Origin of the sequence: Bacillus cihuensis (genome assembly GCF_000504145.1) — a bacterium.
GTDB classification, from domain to species: domain Bacteria; phylum Bacillota; class Bacilli; order Bacillales; family DSM-1321; genus Peribacillus; species Peribacillus huizhouensis.
In genome coordinates this window covers 1-2,141 of sequence record NZ_KI632498.1, presented here as the reverse complement: position 1 = coordinate 2,141, position 2,141 = coordinate 1, and the positions used below count along the sequence as shown (strand labels likewise).

20 tRNA genes and 1 rRNA gene are annotated in these 2,141 nt (G+C 50.8%); all 21 read right to left on the bottom strand.

The features are described 5' to 3' along the window. Positions 1-41 precede the first annotated feature (41 nt). Positions 42-113 (bottom strand) — tRNA-Gln (locus V179_RS0121855). 15 nt (positions 114-128) lie between these two features. Continuing rightward, a tRNA-His gene (locus tag V179_RS0121850) sits at positions 129-204 on the bottom strand. Between the two features lie 24 nt (positions 205-228). Further along, positions 229-302: transfer RNA gene (locus tag V179_RS0121845), tRNA-Trp, on the bottom strand. A 10-nt stretch (positions 303-312) separates the two neighbouring features. Next, positions 313-396 (bottom strand) — tRNA-Tyr (locus V179_RS0121840). A 15-nt stretch (positions 397-411) separates the two neighbouring features. Continuing rightward, positions 412-484 (bottom strand) — tRNA-Phe (locus V179_RS0121835). 43 nt (positions 485-527) lie between these two features. Continuing rightward, positions 528-604, bottom strand: a tRNA-Asp gene (locus tag V179_RS0121830). Positions 605-607: 3 nt separating this feature from the next. After that, positions 608-681: transfer RNA gene (locus V179_RS0121825), tRNA-Met, on the bottom strand. A 33-nt stretch (positions 682-714) separates the two neighbouring features. Next, positions 715-807 (bottom strand) — tRNA-Ser (locus V179_RS0121820). Between the two features lie 10 nt (positions 808-817). Continuing rightward, a tRNA-Ile gene (locus V179_RS0121815) sits at positions 818-894 on the bottom strand. Between the two features lie 9 nt (positions 895-903). After that, positions 904-980, bottom strand: a tRNA-Met gene (locus V179_RS0121810). Between the two features lie 32 nt (positions 981-1,012). Beyond that, positions 1,013-1,088 (bottom strand) — tRNA-Ala (locus tag V179_RS0121805). Between the two features lie 16 nt (positions 1,089-1,104). Beyond that, a tRNA-Pro gene (locus tag V179_RS0121800) sits at positions 1,105-1,178 on the bottom strand. Between the two features lie 6 nt (positions 1,179-1,184). After that, positions 1,185-1,261: transfer RNA gene (locus V179_RS0121795), tRNA-Arg, on the bottom strand. Between the two features lie 15 nt (positions 1,262-1,276). Next, positions 1,277-1,365 (bottom strand) — tRNA-Leu (locus tag V179_RS0121790). A 15-nt stretch (positions 1,366-1,380) separates the two neighbouring features. Next, a tRNA-Gly gene (locus V179_RS0121785) sits at positions 1,381-1,452 on the bottom strand. 11 nt (positions 1,453-1,463) lie between these two features. Next, a tRNA-Leu gene (locus V179_RS0121780) sits at positions 1,464-1,545 on the bottom strand. An 8-nt stretch (positions 1,546-1,553) separates the two neighbouring features. Continuing rightward, positions 1,554-1,629, bottom strand: a tRNA-Lys gene (locus V179_RS0121775). A 17-nt stretch (positions 1,630-1,646) separates the two neighbouring features. After that, a tRNA-Thr gene (locus V179_RS0121770) sits at positions 1,647-1,722 on the bottom strand. 11 nt (positions 1,723-1,733) lie between these two features. Continuing rightward, positions 1,734-1,809: transfer RNA gene (locus tag V179_RS0121765), tRNA-Val, on the bottom strand. Positions 1,810-1,816: 7 nt separating this feature from the next. Continuing rightward, a tRNA-Glu gene (locus V179_RS0121760) sits at positions 1,817-1,888 on the bottom strand. A gap of 41 nt (positions 1,889-1,929) precedes the next feature. Next, positions 1,930-2,045: ribosomal RNA gene (gene rrf, locus V179_RS0121755) — 5S ribosomal RNA — on the bottom strand. Positions 2,046-2,141: the final 96 nt, after the last annotated feature.

The window sequence follows — 2,141 nt, the reverse complement described above, 5'->3', positions numbered from 1 at the left end:
TTTGCAGACCTCTGCCTTACCACTTGGCTATGCTGCCATGACTGGGCTAGAAGGATTCGAACCTTCGCATGACGGAATCAAAATCCGTTGCCTTACCGCTTGGCTATAGCCCAATAAGATAAAATAAATGGGGCGACTGATGGGAATCGAACCCACGAATGCCTGAACCACAATCAGGTGCGTTAACCACTTCGCCACAATCGCCATGATGTAATATGAATTTTGAGTTGGCAGGGGTAGTAGGAATTGAACCCACACCGAAGGTTTTGGAGACCTTTGTTCTACCTTTAAACTATACCCCTATATTATAAATGGTGGAGGGGGGCAGATTCGAACTGCCGAACCCGAAGGAGCGGATTTACAGTCCGCCGCGTTTAGCCACTTCGCTACCCCTCCAGATTATGTTCATGATGGCTCAGGACGGAATCGAACCGCCGACACAAGGATTTTCAGTCCTTTGCTCTACCGACTGAGCTACTGAGCCACACAATGTATATCAACAGTAGGTGATCCTACTAGAATAAAAATGGCGGTCCGGACGGGACTCGAACCCGCGACCTCCTGCGTGACAGGCAGGCATTCTAACCAACTGAACTACCGGACCAGATTGCGGGGACAGGATTTGAACCTGCGACCTTCGGGTTATGAGCCCGACGAGCTACCAGACTGCTCCACCCCGCGATAATAGAAATGATGAAATATTTTTAAGAAAAATGGAGGAGGTAGAGGGATTCGAACCCCCGCGGGGTTTGACCCCCCTGTCGGTTTTCAAGACCGATCCCTTCAGCCGGACTTGGGTATACCTCCGAATAAATAGTGGTGGATCTTGTAGGACTCGAACCTACGACCAGACGGTTATGAGCCGTCTGCTCTAACCAGCTGAGCTAAAGATCCTTCATGACTTGGTAGCGGCAGAGGGGATCGAACCCCCGACCTCACGGGTATGAACCGTACGCTCTAGCCAGCTGAGCTACGCCGCCAAATAAATAAGCGTATACAATAATCATAATAATGGTGGAGCCTAGCGGGATCGAACCGCTGACCTCCTGCGTGCAAGGCAGGCGCTCTCCCAGCTGAGCTAAGGCCCCATTATAAAAAGAATAATCGGGAAGACAGGATTCGAACCTGCGACCCCTTGGTCCCAAACCAAGTGCTCTACCAAGCTGAGCTACTTCCCGTCTATATGGCGCGCCCGAAAGGAGTCGAACCCATAACCTTCTGATCCGTAGTCAGACGCTCTATCCAATTGAGCTACGGGCGCGTATAGATGTAAAAATGGTGCCGAGGACCGGAATCGAACCGGTACGGTAGTCACCTACCGCAGGATTTTAAGTCCTGTGCGTCTGCCAGTTCCGCCACCCCGGCACTTACGAAAAGTAGAGCGGAAGACGGGATTCGAACCCGCGACCCCAACCTTGGCAAGGTTGTATTCTACCACTGAACTACTTCCGCGTAATAAACAATGCGGGTGAAGGGACTTGAACCCCCACGCCTCGCGGCGCCAGATCCTAAGTCTGGTGCGTCTGCCAATTCCGCCACACCCGCTAAATAAATGGTGAGCCATGCAGGATTCGAACCTGCGACCCTCTGATTAAAAGTCAGATGCTCTACCAACTGAGCTAATGGCTCGAAAACACAAAAAAACCTGGTGCCGGCAAGAGGACTTGAACCCCCAACCTACTGATTACAAGTCAGTTGCTCTACCAGTTGAGCTACACCGGCACTATAGGTAATGGTGGAGGATGACGGGATCGAACCGCCGACCCTCTGCTTGTAAGGCAGATGCTCTCCCAGCTGAGCTAATCCTCCAATATAGTGACCCCTACGGGATTCGAACCCGTGTTACCGCCGTGAAAGGGCGGTGTCTTAACCGCTTGACCAAGGGGCCGTATAATTGTAAACAAAAGAATAGCCCCTATTAGGGGCTTAGCCTGGCAACGTCCTACTCTCACAGGGGGAGACCCCCAACTACCATCGGCGCTGAAGAGCTTAACTTCCGTGTTCGGAATGGGAACGGGTGTGACCTCTTCGCCATCATTACCAGACTAAATTTAATTAGAAGGTTTATTCCTTCAAAACTAGATAACAGAACTAAGAATCATCATTAAAATATGTATTGGTTAAGTCCTCGATCGATTAGT